Source organism: Pseudarthrobacter sp. L19 (assembly GCF_050859435.1).
Lineage (GTDB): Bacteria > Actinomycetota > Actinomycetes > Actinomycetales > Micrococcaceae > Arthrobacter.
The window spans coordinates 671,645-691,829 of sequence record NZ_CP193935.1 but is presented as its reverse complement, the minus strand read 5'-3'; the positions used below and the strand labels follow the sequence as shown (position 1 = coordinate 691,829).

The 20,185-nt window shown below is 67.7% G+C and carries 20 protein-coding genes, 1 tRNA gene and 2 pseudogenes; 13 read left to right on the top strand and 10 right to left on the bottom strand.

Annotated elements, in window-relative coordinates:
- Positions 1–37: 37 nt before the first annotated feature.
- A complete protein-coding gene (locus ACRQ5B_RS03150; protein ID WP_432396870.1) occupies positions 38–1,120 on the bottom strand; it encodes an ABC transporter ATP-binding protein in 1,083 nt (360 codons plus the stop codon).
- A 247-nt stretch (positions 1,121–1,367) separates the two neighbouring features.
- Between ACRQ5B_RS03150 and ACRQ5B_RS03145 the strand changes: the two genes are divergently transcribed.
- A complete protein-coding gene (locus ACRQ5B_RS03145; protein ID WP_432396867.1) occupies positions 1,368–1,778 on the top strand; it encodes a VOC family protein in 411 nt (136 codons plus the stop codon).
- A 70-nt stretch (positions 1,779–1,848) separates the two neighbouring features.
- On the opposite strand, the pseudogene otsB reads toward ACRQ5B_RS03145, so the two are convergent.
- Positions 1,849–2,654, bottom strand: a pseudogene (otsB, locus tag ACRQ5B_RS03140) (trehalose-phosphatase).
- Positions 2,644–4,166 (bottom strand): annotated as a pseudogene (locus tag ACRQ5B_RS03135) (alpha,alpha-trehalose-phosphate synthase (UDP-forming)). The pseudogenes otsB and ACRQ5B_RS03135 overlap by 11 nt, the downstream one beginning before the upstream one ends.
- A 180-nt stretch (positions 4,167–4,346) precedes the next feature.
- On the opposite strand from ACRQ5B_RS03135, the gene ACRQ5B_RS03130 reads away from it, so the two are divergent.
- On the top strand, positions 4,347–5,237 hold the full coding sequence (locus ACRQ5B_RS03130) for a DsbA family protein (protein ID WP_432396865.1): 891 nt from the start codon (positions 4,347–4,349) through the stop codon (positions 5,235–5,237).
- A gap of 155 nt (positions 5,238–5,392) precedes the next feature.
- Positions 5,393–5,466 (top strand) — tRNA-Thr (locus ACRQ5B_RS03125).
- Positions 5,467–6,192: 726 nt separating this feature from the next.
- Here the strand turns inward: ACRQ5B_RS03125 and ACRQ5B_RS03120 are convergent.
- Together ACRQ5B_RS03120 and ACRQ5B_RS03115 are read right to left on the bottom strand one after the other, a co-directional pair.
- Positions 6,193–6,945 carry a FadR/GntR family transcriptional regulator gene (locus ACRQ5B_RS03120; protein WP_432396862.1) on the bottom strand — a complete coding sequence of 251 codons (753 nt, stop codon included), beginning with the start codon at positions 6,943–6,945 and terminating at the stop codon, positions 6,193–6,195.
- Positions 6,942–7,766, bottom strand: coding sequence for an IclR family transcriptional regulator (locus ACRQ5B_RS03115; protein ID WP_432396859.1), 825 nt, complete (start codon positions 7,764–7,766; stop codon positions 6,942–6,944). The genes ACRQ5B_RS03120 and ACRQ5B_RS03115 overlap by 4 nt, the downstream gene beginning before the upstream one ends.
- A 253-nt stretch (positions 7,767–8,019) precedes the next feature.
- On the opposite strand from ACRQ5B_RS03115, the gene ACRQ5B_RS03110 reads away from it, so the two are divergent.
- The 6 genes from ACRQ5B_RS03110 to ACRQ5B_RS03085 all read left to right on the top strand — a co-directional run bounded on the left by ACRQ5B_RS03110 (position 8,020) and on the right by ACRQ5B_RS03085 (position 13,318).
- Positions 8,020–9,342, top strand: coding sequence for an MFS transporter (locus ACRQ5B_RS03110; RefSeq protein WP_412882183.1), 1,323 nt, complete (start codon positions 8,020–8,022; stop codon positions 9,340–9,342).
- Complete coding sequence (locus ACRQ5B_RS03105; RefSeq protein ID WP_432396856.1) at positions 9,339–10,637, top strand: CaiB/BaiF CoA transferase family protein; 1,299 nt, start codon at positions 9,339–9,341, stop codon at positions 10,635–10,637. Before ACRQ5B_RS03110 ends, ACRQ5B_RS03105 begins: the two co-directional genes overlap by 4 nt.
- Positions 10,638–10,645: 8 nt before the next feature.
- Positions 10,646–11,419 (top strand): enoyl-CoA hydratase/isomerase family protein, encoded by a 774-nt coding sequence (locus tag ACRQ5B_RS03100; protein ID WP_432396853.1) that lies wholly within the window; start codon positions 10,646–10,648, stop codon positions 11,417–11,419.
- Between the two features lie 412 nt (positions 11,420–11,831).
- Entirely contained in the window at positions 11,832–12,032 is a 201-nt protein-coding gene (locus tag ACRQ5B_RS03095) for a GyrI-like domain-containing protein (RefSeq protein WP_432398682.1), read from the top strand.
- Positions 12,033–12,178: 146 nt separating this feature from the next.
- Complete coding sequence (locus tag ACRQ5B_RS03090; RefSeq protein ID WP_056741192.1) at positions 12,179–12,481, top strand: DUF4193 domain-containing protein; 303 nt, start codon at positions 12,179–12,181, stop codon at positions 12,479–12,481.
- A gap of 213 nt (positions 12,482–12,694) precedes the next feature.
- Positions 12,695–13,318, top strand: coding sequence for an AMIN-like domain-containing (lipo)protein (locus ACRQ5B_RS03085; protein WP_432396849.1), 624 nt, complete (start codon positions 12,695–12,697; stop codon positions 13,316–13,318).
- A gap of 39 nt (positions 13,319–13,357) precedes the next feature.
- On the opposite strand, the gene fliW is transcribed toward ACRQ5B_RS03085, so the two are convergent.
- The 5 genes from fliW to ACRQ5B_RS03060 form a co-directional block, all read right to left on the bottom strand.
- Entirely contained in the window at positions 13,358–13,747 is a 390-nt protein-coding gene (gene fliW / locus ACRQ5B_RS03080) for a flagellar assembly protein FliW (protein WP_432396847.1), read from the bottom strand.
- A complete protein-coding gene (gene flgL, locus ACRQ5B_RS03075) occupies positions 13,744–14,640 on the bottom strand; it encodes a flagellar hook-associated protein FlgL (protein WP_432396844.1) in 897 nt (298 codons plus the stop codon). Before flgL ends, fliW begins: the two co-directional genes overlap by 4 nt.
- Before the next feature lie 2 nt (positions 14,641–14,642).
- Positions 14,643–14,876, bottom strand: a complete 234-nt coding sequence (locus tag ACRQ5B_RS03070; RefSeq protein ID WP_432396841.1) for a flagellar basal body rod C-terminal domain-containing protein — start codon at positions 14,874–14,876, stop codon at positions 14,643–14,645.
- A gap of 131 nt (positions 14,877–15,007) precedes the next feature.
- A complete protein-coding gene (gene flgK, locus ACRQ5B_RS03065; RefSeq protein ID WP_432396838.1) occupies positions 15,008–16,057 on the bottom strand; it encodes a flagellar hook-associated protein FlgK in 1,050 nt (349 codons plus the stop codon).
- An 11-nt stretch (positions 16,058–16,068) separates the two neighbouring features.
- Positions 16,069–16,557 (bottom strand): flagellar protein FlgN, encoded by a 489-nt coding sequence (locus tag ACRQ5B_RS03060; protein ID WP_432396835.1) that lies wholly within the window; start codon positions 16,555–16,557, stop codon positions 16,069–16,071.
- Positions 16,558–16,835: 278 nt separating this feature from the next.
- On the opposite strand from ACRQ5B_RS03060, the gene ACRQ5B_RS03055 reads away from it, so the two are divergent.
- From ACRQ5B_RS03055 to fliS, 4 genes are all read left to right on the top strand, one after another.
- The gene (locus ACRQ5B_RS03055) at positions 16,836–18,020 is read left to right on the top strand and encodes a flagellin (RefSeq protein WP_432396832.1); all 1,185 of its coding nucleotides are present in this window, start codon (positions 16,836–16,838) and stop codon (positions 18,018–18,020) included.
- A 213-nt stretch (positions 18,021–18,233) separates the two neighbouring features.
- Entirely contained in the window at positions 18,234–18,713 is a 480-nt protein-coding gene (locus ACRQ5B_RS03050; protein ID WP_432398680.1) for a flagellar cap protein FliD N-terminal domain-containing protein, read from the top strand.
- A complete protein-coding gene (gene fliD, locus ACRQ5B_RS03045) occupies positions 18,664–19,494 on the top strand; it encodes a flagellar filament capping protein FliD (protein ID WP_432398678.1) in 831 nt (276 codons plus the stop codon). The genes ACRQ5B_RS03050 and fliD overlap by 50 nt, the downstream gene beginning before the upstream one ends.
- Positions 19,491–19,982 (top strand): flagellar export chaperone FliS, encoded by a 492-nt coding sequence (fliS, locus tag ACRQ5B_RS03040; protein ID WP_432396829.1) that lies wholly within the window; start codon positions 19,491–19,493, stop codon positions 19,980–19,982. Before fliD ends, fliS begins: the two co-directional genes overlap by 4 nt.
- The last annotated feature ends 203 nt before the right edge of the window (positions 19,983–20,185 follow it).

Below are 20,185 nucleotides of genomic sequence, written 5' to 3'. Positions count from 1 at the left end.
CCCTCCCGCAGGAGGACCGCCGTCGGTTAAGACCGAGTCAGTCGCCGAGGCGCAGGCCGGTCTTGGTGTCGAACAGGTGCACGTGGCCGGACTGAGGGCGGACCCAGATGGTCTCACCCTTCATCGGCGGGCGGCGGCCGTCGACGCGGGCCACGATGTCGTGGTCCTTGCCGTCGAGCGTCGTGTGGCCGTAGACGTAGGCGTCGGCGCCGAGTTCTTCGACGACGTCGACCTCAACCTGCAGGCCCTCGCCCTGGGCGACCGTCTCGAGGTCCTCGGGACGGGTGCCGAGGGTGACGGTGGAGCCGGAGGCGTCCTCGAGGACGTCGCGCGGCACCGGGTAGACGGTTCCGCCGAACTGGACGCCGCCGTCGACGACGGGCAGTTCCAGCAGGTTCATGGCGGGGGAGCCGATGAAGCCGGCGACGAAGACGTTCTTCGGCTTGTCGTAGAGGTTGCGCGGGGTGTCCACCTGCATCAGCAGGCCGTCCTTGAGCACTGCCACGCGGTCGCCCATGGTCATGGCCTCGACCTGGTCGTGGGTCACGTAGACGGTGGTGACGCCCAGGCGGCGGGTCAGCGACGCGATTTGGGTGCGGGTCTGGACGCGGAGCTTGGCGTCGAGGTTGGAGAGCGGTTCGTCCATCAGGAAGACCTGCGGGTTACGGACGATCGCGCGGCCCATGGCGACGCGCTGGCGCTGGCCGCCGGAGAGGGCCTTCGGCTTGCGGTCCAGGTACGGCTCGAGGTCCAGCAGCTTGGCGGCTTCGCGGACACGTTCGGCCCGCTCTTCCTTGCTGACGCCGGCGATCTTCAGGGCGAAGCCCATGTTGTCCGCGACGGTCATGTGCGGGTACAGGGCGTAGTTCTGGAACACCATCGCGATGTCGCGGTCCTTGGGCGGCATGTCGGTGACGTCACGGTCACCGATCAGAATGCGGCCGGAGTTGACGTCTTCCAGGCCTGCGAGCATCCGCAGGGAGGTGGACTTGCCGCAGCCGGAGGGGCCGACGAGAACAAGGAATTCGCCGTCGGCGATCTCGATGTTCAGCTTGTCGACCGCGGGCTTTTCGGTGCCCGGGTAGAGCCGCGTTGCGTTGTCAAAAGTAACTGTTGCCACAGTTTTCAATCCCTTCACCGGCAGGTACGTGCCGGACGATCCGTTGTGAATGGTCTTTTTATTCAGTTGTGAGTCTTGCGCCTGCTCCCCGGCCGAAGCCGAGGAGCAACCAGCGACGCCGCACGGTAGCTGTGCGCCACATCACATACAGAGTATGTCAGATGGATCGCGAATGGGGGAAAAGGTTACGGATGTCACTGGTGATCCCTGCCACCCGGCGCGGCGCGGCGCTGTGTAGGCTGTGCCCATGACGGCCCTCCAAATCTACGTGAGTTTCCCCGGTACCGCGCGCGAGGCCCTCGGGTTCTACGCCGACGTCTTCGGCGGTGACCTGGCCCTGTTCACCTATGAGCAGTTCAACCGCACCGACGGGCCAGCCCAGGCGATCGCCCACGGTGAGCTGAGGGGGGACGTGCGCCTGGCCGGCTCCGACGCGGCCGAGGGCGAAGCCACCATCCGGTGCGAGGGGCTGATGCTCTCGCTGCTGGGGACGGCCGAACCCGCGGTCCTGCACCGGTGGTTCGACCGGCTGGCCGACGGCGGACGCGTCGTCGACCCGCTGGGCCCCAAGCCCTGGGGCGCCTCCGACGGCCAGGTGGTGGACCGGCACGGACTGCACTGGCTGATCGGCTACGAACCCGAGACATCCCCCAACTGACTGGCAGGTAAGGCCGTTATGGGTGCTCAGAACGGCCTGATCTGCGAGTCAGTTGGGATCGGCAGCCCAGTCAGTTGCCGACGGCGGCCTTCCGCTCGCGCAGCAGCGCCTCCAGCAGTTCGGACACGTGCGGCGGGGCTTCCACCCGGAACTCCGCCTGGGTGAAGTCCAGGCCCACCTTCACGCCCAGGTCGCCGGAGACCAGGCTGTGCAGGGCGTCCTCGTCCGTGGTGTCGTCCCCGGCGAAGACCACCGCCGTCGCACCCGTGGCCTGCCGCAGGAAGGACACAGCCTCGCCCTTGGAGGCGTGGACCACAGAGGTCTCCAGGACCCGGTTGCCGGTCTTCAGGAAGACTCCGTCGCGGTCCTTCAATGCGGACTTCGCCGCGGCCACGGCGTCCTCGGCCACGTTGTCCGCGGCCAGGCGGGTGTGCAGCACGACGCCGGCCGGCTTCTCCTCGAGCAGGGTGCCGGGTGCCACGTGGACGATCTCCTCCAGGACGGCCCGCACGTCGGCGAGGAGCCGGCGCTGGTCCTCGTCGAGCTGAAGCTCGGCCGAGCCCGGACCCATCCAGATTTCCGCGCCGTGGCTGCCGATCAGCAGGGTCTTCTCCGGCGGGGACGCGACCGAGCGCAGGCTGTCCAGCGCACGGCCGGAAATCAGCGCCGTCGTGGTTCGAGGCAGTTCGGCCAGGGCGGCAAACGCCGCGGCCGAGCGGGGAGGGCGCGGGAGTCTGCCGCGTGGTCCACCAGCGGGGCCATGGTGCCGTCGAAGTCCATGGCCACCAGCAGTTCCTCGGTGCCGGCGATCCGCCGCACCGCGGCCAGCAGCTCCGGCGTCAGGGAGAGCTTGGGGGTGTTGGGCTCAGGAGTCATCACGAACCACCTTTTCCTGCAGCGCGCGAAGGAAGTCCGCGGACCAGAGGTCGACGTCGTTGGTCAGGATCTGCTTGCGCATGGCGCGCATCCGCCGGGCAGCCTCCGCGGGCTCCATGTTCACGGCCCGCATGATGGTGTCCTTGAGCCCGTCGATGTCGTGCGGGTTCATCAGCAGCGCCTGCTTCAGCTGGTCCGCGGCGCCGGCGAACTCGCTAAGCACCAGCGCGCCGTCGTTGTTCGTGCGGGCCGTGACGTATTCCTTGGCGACGAGGTTCATGCCGTCGCGCAGGGCCGTTACCAGCATGACATCCGCGGCCAGGTACAGCGCCACCATCTCCTCGATGGGGTAGCTGTGGTGCAGGTAGCGGACAGCGGTGTTCTGCATGGTGTCGTAGGTGCCGTTGATGTGGCCGACCGTGCCCTCGACCTCCTCGCGCAGCAGCCGGTACTGCTCCACCCGCTCGCGGCTGGGGCTGGCCACCTGGATCAGGGACGCGTCCTCGACCGTGACTTTGCCGTCCTCGAGGAGTTCCTCGTAGGCCTTGAGCCGGTGCCGGATGCCCTTGGTGTAATCCAGCCGGTCCACGCCCAGCAGGATGGTCTTGGGGTTGCCGAGGTCGCGGCGGATCTGCTTGGCCCGCTCGATGACCTCCGGCTTCTGCGCCAGCTCGCTGATCTGTTTCACATCGATGGAGATGGGGAAGGCCTGGGCCCGGGCGATGTGGGTGGTCTCGCCGTCGGCGCCCTTGACGTGCACCTGCTGCTGCTTGACGCTGGCGCCGAGGAAACGGCGGGCGGAGCGCATAAAGTTGCCGGCGTCGCTGCTGCGCTGGAAGCCGATCAGGTCCGCGCCCAGCAGGCCGTCGATGATTGCGCGGCGCCAGGGCAGCTGGGCGAAGATCTCCGGCGGCGGGAACGGGATGTGGTTGAAGAAGCCGATTTTGAGGTCCGGGCGTTCCTCGCGGAGCATCCGGGGGACCAGCTGCAGCTGGTAGTCCTGCACCCAGACGGTGGCGCCTTCCGCGGCGTGACGGATGACGGCCTCGGCGAAGCGCTTGTTGACCCGGCGGTAGGTGTCCCACCAGGCGCGGTGGAACTCCGGCGGGGCGATCACGTCGTGGTAGAGCGGCCACAGGGTCGCGTTGGAGAAACCCTCGTAATACAGCTCGACGTCGCGGGTGCTCAGCTGCACGGGGATCAGGTCGATGCCGCCGTGGCTGAAGGGCTCGAGGTGCTCGTCCGGGGCGCCGTGCCAGCCCACCCAGGCGCCGTCGGTCTTTGTCATCATCGGCGCCAGTGCCGTGACCAGGCCGCCGGGGGAGCGGCGCCAGCCGTCCTCGCAGCCGGGCTCGTCGGGGAGCACCTGTCCACCGGCATGCGGTTGGACACCACCATGAAATCGAAACGGTCGACGTCGTCCGTCGCGCCCCGGTGCCCTCCTGTCGCGGGCTGCTCGTCCGCTTGGTGTGCTGCGTGCTCGGTGCGCTGCTCGCGCTCGGTTGCTTGCATTAGTGCCCCCTGGGGTCGCTTGTGGCTTGTGTTCACCCTATCGGGGCGGAATCTTCCGGGCTATTCGTCCGTTGGGCACACGGGAAGAAACTTGAAAGCGCAAGCTCCCCAGCTTTCTCACCTAAAATGATGACCGTGCCACCCGCTGGCGCAGTCCAGGCCGATCGACACGAGGAACCAATGAGCCCCGCAAACGAACCCCGTCAGTCCAAAGCTGAGCGCACCGCCGCGGCCCGCGAGAAGGCCCGTGAGATCCGTGAGGCCCAGCTGAAGAAGGACAAGCGCAACAAGCTGCTCATTGGCTGGGGCATCGTCGCCGCCGTCGTCGCCATCATCGTGGTGGTGGCCCTGGTGGTGACCTCCAACATCAAGAACAACGCCCCCGTCGCCGACTCCGGCCCCACGCCCGCCAATGGCAACGTCCACGGCGGCGTGACGCTGCTGGCGAACACCAACGTGGCGAAGACTGACGCCGCCACGGTCAAGCTCTCCGATGTTCCCGCAGCCCCGGCCACCCCGCCGGCGGATCTGAAGGCCCCCGGCGCCGACGCCGAGGCCGGCAAGCCCGTCAAGGTGGTCCTCTACATCGACTTCATCTGCCCGGTCTGCAAGAACTTCGAAGCGCAGTACAACGACACGCTGACCAAGCTCCGCAACGACGGCAAGATCACGGTTGAGTACCGTCCGCTGGGCTTCCTGGACACCCGCTCCACCACCAACTACTCCTCCCGCGCAGCCGCCGCAGCGGCCTGCGTGGTGAACGAGTCCCCGGAGAAGTACGCGGCCTTCGTTGACGCCCTGTTCGCCAAGCAGCCCGCCGAAGGCAGCGCCGGCCTCTCCGACAATGAGCTGAAGAAGATGGCCACCGACACGGGTGCCCAGAACATCGACAAGTGCGTGGACGACAAGACCTACCGCCCGTACGTGAAGTACACGACCCAGGAAGCCGCGGCCATCGGGGTCACCGGCACGCCGACCGTCTTCGTCGAGGGCAAGCAGTGGGGCAAGGGCGACAGCGCCAACACCCCGTTCGACCAGTACCTGCAGGCAGCGGTGGACGCCAAGAAGTAACCACCACTTCCGCTGGTGCGGCCCGGTCCCGGATTCCTCCGGGGCCGGGCCGCTTTCGTGTGGCGGTGCGGATTTTTACCGCCGGGCATCGGTGGGCTACCCTTATCTAGCCGTTGTCCTCGTGCGCTTTCCGCCGGATACGACGACGGCGGATTGCCTCCTTAGCTCAGTTGGCCAGAGCACCGCTCTTGTAAAGCGGGGGTCGTCGGTTCGAATCCGACAGGGGGCCCAGCGAAACCCCTCTGTTCCGGCGATTCTGCCCGGGATGGAGGGGTTTTCTTTTGAGCCGGGCTTAGGGGCCGGTGATCCGGATTCCTGCCACCGCGCCGGTCCACGGTCCGGTGGGATTTTTCGGGTCAGCGCGACCTTGATGTAGCCCGGCAGGAGGCTCACCGTCCGGGATGTGGGCGCCGTGCAGTCCACGACGATGGACGTGGGGCCGGCGGGTGTCTCGTCCTGGGAGATGATGATCTGCGCGGCCTCGACCCCGACGCAGGCGGCCGTGACCTGGTAGTCGCCGGCAGTTTTGACCCGCCCCGCCTTCTGGAAGCCGACGCCGTTGCCGTCCGCCGGACCGGAATCGGTGAGCACCACGGGCCCCGTCGCCCCCGCGAGCAGCCTCTCCAGTTCGGTCTCGTTCCGCTGCTGCGCGGCCAGGACATCGGGTGGTGGGCCGGCGGGGATGGTGCGGCCGGGCCTGATAGTGGGCGCCGACGACTGCGCGGCAGGCGGCCGCTCACCGCCGTCGTCCTCGTAGGTGCAGCCGGCCAGCGATCCGGCCGCCAGGCACAGCATCACTGCCCCGGTCAGCGCATAACCGGGCCGGATGGTCCTCGTTCCCCCACGACGTGACATGGGCCGAGTCTACAAAGACCCGCCCCGTTTCGACGGTTCCCTGCGGATTCGACGCCCGGAACCGTCGAACCGACAGGCAACCGTCGATAGGGGCGGAACCCTAGGTGGTGGGGGAGGGCTGGCGAGGCGAGACTTCCTGGGCGCGCTCGTAGAACCACTCGATGTGCTCGCGCAGCAGCCGGGCCGCGCGCTCGCCGTCCTGGTCCCGGACGGCGTCGTAGATCCCGTGGTGCTGGGCACGCAGGACCGCGAGGACCTCCGGCCAGGACTCCATCGCGTCCATGGCGCCCTTGACGTAGTCCACGATCGCGCCGCTGAGCGACTCCATCATGGTGGCGACCACCGTGTTGCCGGCCAGGGAGCTGAGCGCGACGTGGAACCGGGCGTCGAGTTCGTGGAAGGTGGGCCGGTCCAGCTCCGGATCGTCCATGGCTTCCAGGAGCTGGGCCGCCTGCTCCAGACCCGCATCGCCCTCGTCGCGGGGCCGGGTGGCGGCGGCCTGCGCCGACCAGGTCTCCAGCAGGATGCGGGTCTGCACGATGTCCTCCACCGGCAACCGGTTGCTGGCCACGTGCAGCCGGAGGGTCGAGGACAGGCCGGCAGACGGGTTTGAAATGACGATCGCCCCGGAGGTGGGTCCGGACCCGACCGAGCTGCGCAGCACGCCCATCGCGTCCAGGATGCGGATGGCCTCCCGCACCGAGGCGCGGGAGATCCCGTAGTTCTCGGCCAGGGTCCGCTCGCCGGGCAGCCGGTCGCCGAGCTTGATCTTCCCGGAACGCAGGTCCGCCTCGATGTCCTGCAGCAGCGCGTCGTAGGTACGACGGCGGGGTGCGGCGTCGGTAGCGGTCACGGATGGTTCCCTTCGATGGCGGATGCTGGCGTGGGTGGCCGGTAGCCCAGGGCGGCGCTGGCGTCCCGGGCGGCGCGGGCCACCATGGGGCCCAGCCGCGGGACGTCCGCCGCGCTGACCCGCTGGGTCGGGAAGCCCACGCCGAGGACGGCCGCGAGCTGCCCGTCGTAGCGGAAGACGGGGGCGCTGATGGACCCGACGTCGCTGTTGCGTTCCCCGAACGCGGCGAAGAAGCCCTGCTCGCGGGCCTGCTCAGCCTGCGCGTCGAGCTGCTCCCAGCTGATCGGAGTGACGTCGGTGAACCGGGTCAGCTCGGTGTCCTTGAGGGCCTCCCGCGCTCCCGGGTCGAAGGCCAGGAAGATCTTGCCCGGCGCACCGGCATGGATCGGCATCACCTGGCCCACCAGGAAGGGCCGCATCACTACGTGCAGGGTCTCTGCCACGGCAACCACGGTGCGGAACTGCCCGTCCCGCATGTAGACGCAGGCAGTCTCCCCGCTGTCGTCACGGAGCTGCTGGATGATCGGGTGCAGCAGCCGGACCACGTCCAGGCCCAGGGTGCCCGGCGCGGCCCACTGGACCAGCCGCAGGCCGATCCGGTAGCGGTCGCCGTCGCGGTCCAGGAACCCCTCGCGGACCATGTTCTGCACCAGCCGCTGGCAGGTACTCGCTGGCAGGCCGGTGGCCCGTGCGATCTGCTGCAGCGTCGGTTCCGGCGCATCGATCGAGAAGCAGTTCAGGATCTCGCTGACCTTGCCCAGCACAAGGATGGGGGTCGTCCGGTCACCCTGTTCTTTTGCCGCCGCGTTGCCAGCTGCCACCTGCCACCGTCTTTCTCTACGGGTGTCCATCATAGCCAGCGGGTCCGGGTGTCCCTGCGGATTCCGCCTCCCGCGAGCGTCGGCTAAACCTCCGTGTTTCCATTGACAGCTCCACACTAAACCCGCAATATGGGTTGCGAAACCATATTGTGGGTTTTGCGTCGAGGGGGAGGGCTAAGAGCCCGCGTCCACCCGGCGAGGCCTCCATCCAAGCAAAGGCATTTGGGCCCAGCCGCGTCATAACAACGGAGTGATGATGACAGTTCAGGCAGTAACCCGAGAGCAGGCCGCACGGCGTGCAACCGTCGCCAGCGTCGTGGGCACCACCATCGAGTGGTACGACTTTTTCCTCTACGGGACGGCGGCGGCGCTCGTCTTCCCCCAACTGTTCTTCCCCGGCCAGAACGCCTTCGCCGGTGTTCTCTTCGCCTTCGGCACCCAGTTCGTGGGCTTCGTGGCCCGCCCCGTCGGCGCCGCGATCTTCGGCCACTACGGTGACCGCATCGGCCGCAAGACCACCCTCATGGTCACCCTCTTCCTGATGGCCTTCGGCACCGTGCTGATCGGCTTCCTGCCCACCTACCAGGCCATCGGCGTCGCGGCCCCGATCCTGCTGACACTGCTGCGCATCATCCAGGGCATCGGCGTCGGCGGCGAATGGGGCGGCTCCGTGCTGCTCAGCATGGAATGGGGCCACCAGCAGCGCCGCGGCTTCTCCGCCAGCTGGCCGCAGATCGGCGTTCCGCTCGGCCTGGTGCTCTCCACCGGCGTCGTCCGGATCACCTCCGGCATCACCGGCACCGAGGGCTTTGCCTCCTTCGGCTGGCGTATCCCGTTCATCATCAGCATCCTGCTGATCGGCGTCGGCCTCTTCGTCCGGATGCGCGTGATCGAGAGCCCCGAATTCGAAGCCATCCGCAAGTCCAACAAGGTCGTCCGCAACCCCCTGCTGGAGGTCATCAAGCGTCAGCCGAAGGAAATCCTCCTCTCGGCCCTGGTCCGCATGTCCGAGCAGGCACCGTTCTACCTCTTCATCACCTTCGTGATCACCTACGCCGTCAAGCACCTGCAGCTCAACAGCAACTCGATCCTGGACGACACCTTGATCGCCGCCGCGCTGGGCCTGGTCAGCGTCCCGTTCTTCGGCTGGCTCTCGGACCGCTTCGGCCGGCGCAAGGTCTATGGCGTGGGCATTGTGCTGACCGCCATCTTCGCCTTCCCGTACTTCGCCCTCCTGGACACCCGGGAACCCTTCATCGTGGGCGTCGCGATCGTGGTCAGCCTGATCCTGCACGACATCCAGTACGGTCCGCAGGCTGCACTGATCGCGGAGAGCTTCGACGCCGACATCCGCTACACCGGCGCCGGCCTGGGCTACCAGCTGGCCAGCGTGGTGGCCGGCGGCCCCGCGCCGCTGATCGCCGCGGCCCTGCTGGCCCAGTACGGGAACTCGACGGCGATCGCGCTGTACATTATCGGCTGCTGCGCCGTCGCCATGGTGGCCCTGATCTTCCTGCCCAAGGCCGGCCACCGCTTCCAGGCCAGCGCCGCCACCAAGACGGAAGCCACGGTATGAGCCTGACAGACACCGCACCCCGCCAAGAGGCAACGAACGACGCCGGGGCGGCAGCCCCGCAGACGGCAGGGCCGCAGACGGCGGCCCGGCCGGAGACCACGGACGCCACCGGCCCGCTGAAGGACCTGCTGGTCCTGGACCTGAGCCGGATCCTGTCCGGACCGTTCGCGACCATGACGCTCGCGGACCTGGGCGCCGAGGTCATCAAGATCGAACAGCCCGGCCAGGGCGACGACACCCGGCAGTGGGGGCCGCCGTTCCAGGGCGATGAGGCCGCGTACTTCCTGGCCGTGAACCGGAACAAGCGCAGCCTCGCCGTCGACCTCAAGTCCCCCGAGGGACTCGAGGTGGTCCGGGAGCTCGCCCGCCGCGCCGACATCGTGGTGGAGAACTTCCGGCCCGGCACCGCCGCCCGCCTGGGCCTGGGCTACGAGGAGCTGTCCAAGGACAACCCCGGCCTGGTCTACGCCTCCATCAGCGGCTACGGCCAGACCGGTCCGGACGCGCTCCGGCCCGGCTACGACGCGATCGCCCAGGCCCGCAGCGGCATCATGAGCGTCACCGGCGAAACCGACGGTCCGCCTGTTCGGGTCGGCGTCAGCAGCGCGGACCTGGTCGCCGGGATGTGGGCAACCATCGGCGTCCTGGCCGCCCTGCACGAGAAGCAGCGCACCGGTCAGGGCCAGTGGGTGGACATCAGCCTGCTTGACGGGTCCGTCTCCTGGCTGACCTACGTCTCCAGCGGCTACTTCGCCAGCGGCGAGGTTCCGCGCCGCTACGGCTCCGCCCACCCCACGATCGCCCCCTACCAGGCGTTCGCCACCGCGGACGGCTTCGTCATGGTCGCCGTCGGCAACGACGGACTCTGGCGGCGCTTCGCTCAGGAACTCGGGGACGCGGCGCTCGCCGCGGACCCGCGGTACGCGAGCAATCCGTCCCGCGTCGCCCACCGGGAGGAACTCATTCCCGCGATCGAGGCCATCATGCGGACCCGCACCACGGAGGACTGGGTACGCGCCCTGGACGAGGCGGGCGTCCCGGTGGGTCCGATCCAGACCGTGGACCAGGCGCTTGTTGACCCCCAGGTCCTGGCCCGGGGCATGGTGGCCGAACTGGACCACCCGACGGCCGGACCCATGAAGGTGGTGGGTTGCCCGGTGCGGCTGACCCGGACGCCCGCGTCGGTGCGCACAGCGCCGCCGGTCCTGGGCCAGGACACGGATCAGGTGCTGGCGTCCCTGGGCCTGGACACGGACCGGATCCAGGCCCTGCACAGCAGCGGCGCGGTGCAGTGACGGCCGCGGTGGGGCACGCCCCGGGGATCCGGCTGGATATCGACGACGACGGCGTCGCCCACCTCAAGGTGGGCACCGGTGAACGCTTCAACGCCCTCGACTCGGACCAGTGGCGGGCGCTCGCGGCCGAGGCACGGGCGCTCGCCGCGGACCCCGCCGTCCGTGCCGTGGTGATCCGCGGCGCCGGCGGGACCTTCTGCTCCGGCTCCGACCTGCGCGAATGGCAGGACGCGAGCGGGGACCAGGTGACCGGCGCCTTCGGTGCCATCGAGGAGGCGCTGCAGGCCGTGGAGGCCATCCCGGTGCCGACGGTGACCCTGGTGCAGGGTGTCGCCACGGGCGCGGGCTGCCAGCTGGCGCTCGCCTGCGACCTGCAGGTGCTGGAGGAGAATGCGCGGATCGGGATGCCGATCGCCCGGCTGGGGATGCTCATCCCGCCCACCTTTGCCAACCGGATGTCCCTGCGGATCGGACCGTCCCGGACCAAGGATCTGCTCTTCGGCGGCCGGATCCTCTCCGCCGCCGAGGCCTACGCGATGGGACTCGTCAGCACCCTGGCGGGGCCCGGCCGTGGTCCGGCGGCGGTGGCGGGGCTGACGGAACAATGGGCCGGCCTGTCGCTGGCCTCACTGAGGGCGTCCAAGGCGGCGGTCAACCAGGGACTGGCCCCGGTGGATCAGCCGGCCAAGGCGTTGCCGCTTGGTCCGGCTGCGGATCCGGTGGAATTCCGGGCACGGGTCAACCGGTTCCTGCACCGCAACCGCCGTCCCGCCGCGTCCTAGGGGCGCGTCCTAGGGGCGGGGGAGCCGCCCGCGAGAGTCCATTTGGGGTCCAACCTGGGGTCCAACCGGCCCTTGACCGGAACCGGGGGCGCGGGGAGGGTGGCCGTATGAACGAACACCAGCCCCACGCCGCCCCGGAGATCACCGTCAGCGACCGGCAGGAGCAGCCCACCGCGGTCATCCACGAAACCGTGCCGATGGCGGACCTGCGGGACTTCTTCGACCGGGCCTACCGGTCCGTCATGACCGCCGTCCAGCAACAGAACGTCCAGCTGGCGGGACCGCCGTTCGCGCTGTACCGGGGGACGCCCACCGACGTCGTCGATGTCGAGGCCGGCTTCCCGCTGGCCGGCCCCTACCCGGGAGGGGCGACGGCGCCGTCGTCGCCGGAACCCTTCCCGGCGGCAGGGCGCTGGAGGCGACCCATGTTGGCCCGTACGACACACTGCCGCAGACCTACGGCGCCGTCATGGCAAAGATGCAGGCGGACGGGCTCACCCCGGGGGAGGCCATGTGGGAGTACTACCTCACCGACCCGGCCGCGGAGCCGGACCCCGCCACATGGAAAACGCTGGTGGTCTGGCCGGTCGCCAGAGCCGTGCAGGCAGAATAAAACCGACATTTCCGCGCCACCACGGGGATTTTTTGCCTAAGATGTCGCCTTGCGCACACTATTCTTCAACTTCTGCGATGATGCCCTAAACTGCTTCACTGAGGTGCCTGAAATGGCGCTATGCAGCAACGAAAGTGAATCCCGTTATGGCTACCGATTACGACGCCCCACGCAAGACAGAAGAAGAATCTCCCGCTGAATCGCTGGAGGCCCTTCAGGCGTCCCGTGGCGGCGGCGCCCAGACTGCTGTTATCGATGTCGACGAGAACGACACCGCCGAGGGCATCGACCTTCCCGGCGCCGATCTTTCCGGCGAAGAACTGACCGTGATCGTCGTTCCCGAACAGTCCGACGAGTTCACCTGCTCCTCCTGCTTCCTGGTCCGTCACCGGTCCCAGGTCGCCAAGGAAAAGAACGGCCTGAAGTACTGCCGCGACTGCGAAGGCTAAACAGCCTTCCCTGCGGGTCCCGCCCAGGACCCGTCCAACAACTTCATTCCCCGATTGCGCCAGGCGCCGGATTCCATCAGGAGTCCGGCGCTTTGCCGTTCCCGGGACAATTTCAATGTGGACAACTGCGGCCAGGGACAGCTGTGACCTTGGCCGTGACCTGGTTAACGGCTTGACCCCGGCCGCAGCAAAACCCCTCGTCAACCACGGGCGATGAGCCTACGCTGGAAGGACCCGGCGAGGTTCGCCGCCGGGTGGCTTGAGGGGGCGGTCCAGGTGACCCGATTCCGTTCATATAAGCAGCTTGGCTGGCTGACGGCGCTGTTGCTCGCAGTTGCCTGGAGCCTGTTGACGCCCGGGCCGGCCGCCGCGGCACCGTACTGCGGCCAGGTCTGGGCGTCGCTGGCCAAGTCCGATCCGGCGATGAGCCACGCCAAGGTGGTCAACGTCCGGACCGGCCAGCACTACTGTTTTGACCGCCTGGTGGTCGACCTGAACGGTCCCGCGGGAGGCTACACCGTGCGGTACGTTCCGCAGGTTGTGCAGGACGGTTCCGGGTTGCCGGTTCCGCTGCGCGGCCAGGCGTTCCTGCAGATCACGGTCAACGCTCCCGCCTACGACGACGCCGGCCAGCCCACCTATTCGCCGGCCAACAAGAACGAGTTGAGCGACGTGGCAGGCTACCGGACCTTCAGGCAAGTGGCCTGGGCGGGCAGCTTCGAGGGGTACAGCACCATCGGGCTCGGGGTGCGGGCCAGGCTGCCGTTCCGGGTCTTCGCGCTGCCCGGTCCTGACGCCGGGTCACGACTGGTGATCGACGTCGGGCACTACTGGTAGGCGCTTAGCGTTACGCGCTAAGCCGCACCGAGGTTGGCGTCAGGCGGCGCCGAGGACTGCCCGGAGCGGGTACTCCCTGCCGTCCAGCACCAGCTGGGTGCACTTACGGGCAGCCTGGTTCAGCACGATCGGCGCCATCAGGTTCACCGTGGTGCCCTCGGGGGAGTGGTTGACCACCACGAGCAGCCGGGGCGCCTCGCCGTCGGTCAGCTCCAGGGCTTCCAGCGCGGGGCGCGGCAGGCGGGGACTGTAGTCCGGGACGAAGACGGCGGCGTCGGCAAGGAACAGCCGCACGGGCGCGGACTCCGATTCCAGGGCGAAGAGCCCGGGAGCGTTGTCGATGCTGCGGAGTGCGAAGTCGTGGACCGCTTCCAGCCCGGGCATGGGAGCGGTGAAGGTCACCGGGCTGCTGCTGAGGACCGAGTTCATCGCAGGAAGTCCATCAGGGTGGGCTGCAGAACCTTCGCCGTGGCCGCGAGAGCCACCTGGTAGTTGGTTTCCTGCAGCTTGAGGTCCATGATCACGCTGCCGAGATCTGCCTTTTCGATGCCGTTCTTCTGGGCGTCCAAGCTGGTCTCCAAATCTGTGTTGACGCTGCTGGCACGGTCCAGCTGTGCCTGCCGGGTGCCGATGTCCGAACGGCCGTCGATGATGTTCTTGACGCCCGTCTCGAGCTGTCCGGCAAACGGTGCAACGTCCTGGTTGCTGCGCAGGGCGGCGACGATGTTGCTGACGGTGTCGAAGATGGAGCCGGCGCCGTTGCCGAAGATCTTTGCCCCGTCGGCGTCGACCCGGACGGTCTGGTTCTCACTGATGCGCCGCTCCACCGAGCTCCCTGGTGTCCCGTTGAACGTCGTCGGGTTTCCAGGTGATGCCGGGGTGAAGGCGGTGGCGGCGTCGGAGCTGCCGGCGAAAATGTTGCGGCCCAGGTGCTTCCGGTTAGCGATGGAGATCATGTCCTTGTTCAGGCCCTCAAGCTCGAGCGCCAGCGCCTCACGGGCGGACTGGTTGAGGGTGCCGTTGCCGGCTTGGACGGTCAGGTCCTGCATCTTGTGTGCCACGTTCGTGGCCTGCTCCAGGGCTGAGTCGGCGGCGGTCAGCCAGCGGCCGCCGTCGTCGATGTTCCGGCCATACTGGGCGGCCGCGGCGATCCGTGCGCGGGTCTGCAGCGCCTGTCCGGTGGCCGCAGGATCATCAGAGGGACGGGAGATCTTGTCGAGGCTGCTGGCCTTGTCCTGCAGGCTGGCGAGCCGCGCCTGCTGGGCCTGCAAGGTCCGCTGCGCTGACGAACTCATGGTGAGGTTGGTGACCCGGTTCAGCATGATTACCTTCCTACCAGTCCGGTGTGGTTGATCAAAACATCAAGCGCCTCGTCGACGGCGGTCATCACCCGGGCGGCCGCCTGGTAGGCGTGCTGGTTGGTGAGGAGGCTGACGTTTTCTTCGTCCAGGCTGACGGAGGTTTGGGAGGCCCGGTTGGCGAGGGCCGTGGCCTCGGACGTCGCGGCCAGCGTCTCGCTTTGTTGGGCGCCGCGGGACTGCACACCGATGGCGGTCACGACGCCGGCCCACACGCTGTCCGGAGACCCCGGGCCGGTGCCGAGCTGGGAGATCTTGTCGGCGATGCCGCTGTCCAGCGTCCCGATGCCGGCGCCGATGCCGATGCCCTCGACACCCTGCGGAAGGACGCTCAGGGCGAGGGCCGCCGGGATTCCTGCGGCGGGTGCGCCGAAAAGTCGCCGGCGGTTCCGCCGGAAGAAGTCTTGGCCCCGGCGTGCAGCGTGTTGACGGCGTCCCGGAGCGAGCCGGCGAAGGCGTTGTACTTCGCGGCCGTTTCCGCAAAGGTGCCGCCCGTAGCCGAGGAGTTTGCCGGAGCCAGCAGGGACAAGGCGCCGGCGATGCTGCCGCCGTCGGGCCCGGCCGCCGTCTTGGTGTCGCTCCACTGCAGTTGCACGGGCGTATTGAGGGTGTCCGCGGACGTACCGGAAAGCTCGAGGGTCCGCACCGAGGTTCCCATCACGAGGGCGTTCCCGGCGACGTGGACGTCCACGGTGCCGTCGGGCTGCTCCCTGACGGTGGCTCCGGTGAGACGGGTGATGGACTCGGTGAGCTTGGCGCGGGCGTCGATGAGCTCATTGGCGGACCCGCCGGCGGCGGTGGTGGTGCGGATGGCGGCGTTGAGCGAGGCCACCTGGGTGGCGGCAGAGTTAACCGTGTCGACGTCGGCCTGCGCCTCGCCCCGCGTGGTGCTCCACTGGGAGGTCAGGGCCTGGTAGCCGGCGGCGATCTTGGCACTCAGCTCGGTTCCGGCCTGCAGCAGCTGTCCCGCCGGGCCGGATTCGCCGGGCTGGTTGGCCACGCCCTGCCAGGCGGACCAGAACTTCTGCAAGGAGTCGGAAATGCCGTTGTCTCCCGGTTCCTGCAGCGTTGCCTCAATGCCTTGGAGGGCACTGGAGCGGACCCCCGCATAGCCGGCCTGGGCACCCGCCGAGCGGACCCCGGCGTCTAGGAAGTTGTTGCCAAGCCTCGCGATTCCGTCCACCGAGACGCCGTTGCCGGCTTCGGGCCGTCCCGTGCCCATCAGCCCTTGGGCGGGGGCGGCGATGGCCGATTGCTGGACCCGCTGCCGGGTGTAGCCCTCGGTGGCGGCATTGGCGATGTTCTGGCCGGCCACGTTCATGCCCTGCTGCGCCGCGGTCAGGCCCCGGTAGGCGGTGTTGAGGGCGCCAAAGGTGCTCATGGGGTGGTTCCTTAGAATCGCTGATCGAAGATGCGGGAGCCGCTGGCGTCCCCGGTCTTGCCGTGGGCGTCGTAGGTGCCTGCGGCGGCGGTCGGCCGCAGGTCGGCGAGGGATTCCTGGGTGGAGCGGACGGCTCCGCGCAAAAACTGTTCGTTCGCGTCGCGCAGTTCCTTGATCAGGCCGGTCTGGCGGGTCATGGCGGTCAGGTGCGCCGCCAGCACCTCGGACCAGGCGCCCTCCGGGGCAGCGGCGGCCAGCTCGGAGAGGCTGGCATCGGTGGGCAGTCCCCACATTTCGGCGACGACGGCGGCCTCGATGGTGCGCGCCAGGCTGGCCTGGGAGAGGTGCTCGAGGACCTGTTCGACTTCTTTGGTGCCGTGGGCCAACCAACGGGACTTTCCTGCCGTGAGGAGGAGCTGTTCTTCTTCCAGTTTGAAAGTGAGAACGTCCAGAAGTTCACGCTCCCGCCAGAGCAGGGCTGAAAGTTCGTGGATGGCCATGGTCCGGAGGACTCCCTCAATGTGTGCGGATAGTGCTGGTCTCAGGTGCGGAGCTGCTGGACTGGCCGCAGGGTGGTTCGTGCGGATCAAACGGCCATAAGCAGGATTCGTAGAAACTATCGGCAGGTGTTTGCCGCACGTTAGCGGGAGTTAGCTGCGTGGGCCGGGAAAACATTTTCTACCGATTCGCCTTACCGCCTCCGGGGGCCGGGCGATAACTACTCCTGAGGGCCCACGGATGGGCCATCGAACACTGTCCCAATCATGGAGGAAACATCATGGGAATGCAGATCAACACCAACCTGGCTGCGAACAACGCGTACCGCAACCTCAGCAACACCCAGAACGACCTGTCCAAGTCGCTGGAGAAGCTTTCCAGCGGCCTGCGCATCAACCGCGCCGGTGACGACGCGGCCGGCCTGGCACTGTCCGAGGGCCTGAAGTCTCAGATCGGTGGCCTCACGGTTGCCGCTCGCAACGCCCAGGACGGCATTGGTGCTGTCCAGACCGCTGAAGGCGGCCTGAGCCAGGCCCAGTCCATCCTGCAGCGTCTGCGCGACCTGAGCGTTCAGGGTGCCAACGACACCAACAACGCCGACTCCCGCAACGCCATCAAGACCGAGGCCGACAGCCTGGTTTCGGAGCTGGGTCGGATTGGTTCGTCGACGAACTTCAACGGGGCTCAGCTGCTTGATGGTTCTCGTGCAAAGACGGCAACTACTGATACGTCCTTGAAGTTCCAGGTCGGTGCAAACGGAGATGCCGCTAGCCAGATTTCGGTTGACCTGGGCAGCGCAGATGTTTCGAAAATTGCCGCGACTCTGAAGGGTCAAGACAAGACCGGGGCCGCTCTGTCCGGGTCCAATAACCTCTCCGGAGTCAAGGTCGATTTGACCGCGGGCGACACTTACACCGTGACTCAGGCAAACACGAACGCATCGTTTAGTTTCACACTTGCTGCTGGAGACACGGAAGCGGCAGCGCTCGCGAAAATGCAAGCTGCCGCGGGTAGCGATTACACGGTGTCTGGCGACAACACCGCCGGGTACAAGTTCGTCTCCAATGCCGCTGCAGCCACGGGTAACACGATTTCTGTGACGGCCGCAACGCCCGCCAACGTTACGGCTGCTGGCACCACCGGAACAGAAGCAGCGCCAAAGGGGCTGGACTTCTCGTCAGCTTCGGCATCGCAGGCATCCATCGAATTGCTGACGGGGCAGATCACTAGCGTATCCAGCGCTCGTGCTTCGCTCGGTGCGTCGCAGAACCGCCTTGAGTCGGCTGTTCAGACCATCAACGTGGCCAAGGAAAACCTGACCGCTTCCAACTCCCGTATCCGCGACACGGACATGGCCGAGGAAATGGTCAAGTTCACCCGCAACAACATCCTGTCCCAGGCGGGCACGGCCATGCTGGCCCAGGCCAACCAGACCGGCCAGGGTGTCCTGCAGCTGCTCCGCTAGGTCGTAGACCAGGGATCAGCCCGCTGATTCCGTCCGGCAGGTAGCCCAGGAAAGCTCTTAGCGCCCGGGGAGGGTGACCTCCCCGGGCGCTAAGCAGCACCGGGCCACTGCCCATCCGAATACCGATTTTCTTCAAAGGAGTTGTGAAACGTGGGACTCTCCATCGACGGCCTGTCCAGCGGGCTGGACACCACCGGCTTGATCAACTCCTTGATGACCCTTGAAGCTGTGCCGCAGACCCAGCTGAAGAGCCGGGTAGCGGATGTGCAGTCCAGCATCTCGGCCTTCCAGGGCCTGAACGCCAGCGTGGCGGACCTTGCTTCAAAAGCCGCGAAGGTCGCCCTCCCCAACGCCCTCGACCTGTACGCCGCCACAAGCTCCTCCTCGGCGGTCACTGCCACGACCACCACGGGTACCAGCGCGGGCTCCCTCGACTTCACCGTCGATAAGGTGGCCTTCGCGCAGGTCTCGGTGAGCCAGCCCATGACCGCCTGGCCGTACAGCACGGTGACCATCACCACCGGGGGACGCCGCTCACCATCACCCCCGCCAGCACGTCACTGGACGACGTCGTCTCCGCGGTCAACGCGTCCGGCGTCGGCGTCTCTGCCAGCAAGGTCTCGGTGGGCGGGGGCAGTACCGGCTGCAATTTACGGCCGCAGCCACCGGCGCGGCGGCAGCCTTCTCCATTGACGATCCCAACGCCACCGCGGGCCTCACCACCATCCAGCCGGCCCAGGACGCACAGCTCACGCTTTGGGGCGGGACGACGGCGCAACAGGCGGTCACCTCCGCCACCAATAAGTTCGACGGACTGCTCCCGGGACTGTCCCTGACGGTGTCCGCCGTTTCCACTAGCCCGGTGCACGTCGCGGTTGCGCGGGACTCGAACCAGATCAGCAAGACGGCCTCGGACTTGGTGGGCGCCGTCAACACTGTCCTGGCACAGATCTCCACCAAGAGCACAGTGGTGGCCAGCACGGACGGCGCGGGCAACCCGATTACATCCGGCGGTCCCTTCACCGGTGACAGCACGGTTCGGTCGGTGAATGACGCCATCCTCAGCGCCGCCTCGCAGCCGGTCAATGGACGGTCGCCGTCCGAAATCGGCATCGTGCTGACGAAGACCGGAACCATGCAGTTCGACTCCGCCAAGTTCGCCGACGCCATGGCGAAGGATCCCACGGGAACCATGGCGGCCGTGGGTGTCATTGCCGGGCGCGTGGCCGACGCCGCCAAACAGGCCTCAGATCCCACCACCGGGCTGATCACCACCAAGATCCTGGGCCAGCAGTCCGACGCCAAGGACATCAACAACCAGATCGCCAGCTGGGATGACCGGTTGGCGATGCGGCGCGCCACCCTCCAGCAGACCTACTCGGCGCTGGAAGTCGCGCTCAGCGGCATGAAAGCACAATCATCCTGGCTCACGGCCCAGCTGGGCGGGGCCACCTCGGGAAGCAGCGGAGCATGACCAGCACACCCTTCGGCTACGGCAGCAGCCAGCGCAACCAATACCTCGCAGATTCCGTGCTTTCAGCCCCGCCGGCCCGGCTGCTCACCATGCTGTACGACCGGCTCCTCCTGGACCTTGGCCGGGCCGAGACGGCGCAGCAGACGGCGAATTGGCCTGTGGCCTCCGAGAACCTCGTGCACGCCCAGGCGATCATCACCGAGCTCTCCTCCTCGCTCAACACCGAGGCGTGGGACGGCGCCGACGGACTGCTGGGCATTTACAACTACGCCACCACCGCCCTCATCAACGCCAACATCCAGCGCAACCCGATCCTGACCCGCGAGGCGATCGACCTGCTGGAGCCGTTGCGTCAGGCCTGGCACGAGGCGGCGGCAGCGATTCCCGCCGCGCAGCCCACGGCGGCGGCACCGCCGTCGTCCTTCGCCGCCGCCGGTTCCTGGGCTGCCTCCTCCGGAGCAGGAAGCGGGAGCCTGGGCTTTGGCTGAACACGAGTCCCGCGGGGAGGAGCAGCTCGCAGATCCCGCCGACCCCGCAGCCGCCGCTTGGCACCTGGTCCTGGACGTCCTGGAAATGGCGGTCGCGTCCGCGGAAAAAACCCTCAACGATCCGCTCGGGCCGCTTTCGGCGCCGCTGCATCAGCCGGAGTCAGCGCTGCCCGTGCAGCGCTGGAGCCCGCCGGCGCTCAGCG